We start from the raw sequence: 1586 nt of genomic DNA, 5'->3' as shown, positions 1-1586 counted from the left end.
GTGCTTTTAAGCCATAACGCCGGGCATAAGGTGCGCCGCGACTAACCCTCCAAGCCCACTGAACTCCAAACCAAAACCGCCGAGTGTAACAAGTCACCTTGATGCCTTTGTTAGGCATTTCCACGTGCGCTGTCCTAACTTGGGAAATGAACTTTCAACGCACCCCGCCTTCAAGCATGGAACACCACGACCTCGGAATTGCATTTTCCCACGAACTATCAACGCTTTGAACCAAATACATTTGCATGACAACCTGATGAAGTGTTTCTTAGGGCTGCATCACCGGACTAATAGGCTGAGAAACCGACAATCTGTTCATTTCATTGTAACGTTGAATAATGCAATGGTTCATTGCCGGAGCTAAAGGCAACAACTAAAGAAACAACCTGCGTTTCGCCATACTTTATGGACAGCCTTGCGATGAACGAATGACCTTTGTGGCATCGTTCTTGAGCGAAGAAATAACCAATAAAAACAGACTCGCTCTTCAGCATGCCTAACGCCTGCGATAAGGTGTGCCCCACCGAACCAGCAAAGCACACAAAACTCCGTACCAAAACCACCGAGTGTAATGGCATCACCTTGATTGCTTTGTTATGTATGTCATTGCTTCATTAGTCAGAGTGGCAACTTACACCGACTAGCTGCTGTTTTAAGAGCTTTAGTAAGATCAGCAGTTATATGCTTAGGTTCGGCCTCATAGTCAAGAGGCTGATGCTGAGGCTGTCCGTTACGATCTTTTTATACTATTTTCTTCTTCATTATCAAGTTCCTTGAGTATGTCTTTCATGTCACCACCTGATGCAAGCCCTTCTGGTTCAGGCATATTATTTGATATCGACTTTAAAAATGCATCAGACGCACTGTCGTTGTTTTTTGTACACTTTTTTTGTTGATTCTGTTTAATATCCGTAACTTTATCTTTCATGCTACAACCTCATGAATAAGTAATCACCTTTAGCAAAGTATTTAAGACCAAAAGATTCGTAGTAATTCTTGACTTCCGAGTTAATAGGATTAATCACACGTATTTCACGTGCTCCTAACAATTCAGCATATGTGATCATTGTAAATAAAGTCGCGGGAAAAACTCGAATACCTTTAACATCAGGGTTCGCCTCAATGAAATCCAATCTCATAGATGTACCGTAGTAAGTTGGTCGTCCCATAGAAAGACTAACTAACTGCCCTCTATGCCAAATTGCCAACTCAAATCTTTTAGGGTATCGGAACTTAAAAGCAGAATACCCATCAATCCAGTCCCAATCGACTTGTCTGTCTGGCGAACTCTCCCACCATTTCGCCATTTTTAAAGCCTTACCGTCGATGCATGAAAGTGTAATCTCTGAATACTCACTGACTTTGTTTAACTTTTTCTGAGCTGCATTTACAGTTAATTTTCTAAGATTACTGTATCTTTGCTCTGCATCTAAATGAGTTGCTTTCATTTTAGCCTCCATATGAACACAGAAGCATTTGAAAGAACTATTCAGAAAACTACAACGATAGCTTTTGTTACTTCGAGAAACATCTCGTTAATTGATACGCTTATTTCACCATTTACACATAACGCCGGGCATAAGGTG

The 1586-nt window shown here is 41.3% G+C and carries 2 protein-coding genes; both read right to left on the bottom strand.

The features are described 5' to 3' along the window. Nucleotides 1-730: 730 nt before the first annotated feature. Nucleotides 731-928, bottom strand: coding sequence for a hypothetical protein (locus C942_RS24220; RefSeq protein WP_007471638.1), 198 nt, complete (start codon nucleotides 926-928; stop codon nucleotides 731-733). Nucleotide 929: 1 nt separating this feature from the next. Continuing rightward, nucleotides 930-1448 (bottom strand): hypothetical protein, encoded by a 519-nt coding sequence (locus C942_RS24215; protein ID WP_036801909.1) that lies wholly within the window; start codon nucleotides 1446-1448, stop codon nucleotides 930-932. Nucleotides 1449-1586 lie beyond the last annotated feature (138 nt).

Origin of the sequence: Photobacterium marinum, assembly GCF_000331515.1 — a bacterium.
Taxonomy (GTDB): Bacteria; Pseudomonadota; Gammaproteobacteria; order Enterobacterales; family Vibrionaceae; genus Photobacterium; species Photobacterium marinum.
The sequence above is the reverse complement of the archived record's forward strand: the minus strand, read 5'-3'. Positions and strand labels throughout refer to the sequence as shown.

Excerpts from the sequence above, each read along its gene's own strand:
- C942_RS24220 (WP_007471638.1), bottom strand. The coding sequence starts at position 928 with ATGAAAGATAAAGTTACGGATATTAAACAGAATCAACAAAAAAAGTGT.
- C942_RS24215 (WP_036801909.1), bottom strand. The coding sequence starts at position 1,448 with ATGAAAGCAACTCATTTAGATGCAGAGCAAAGATACAGTAATCTTAGA.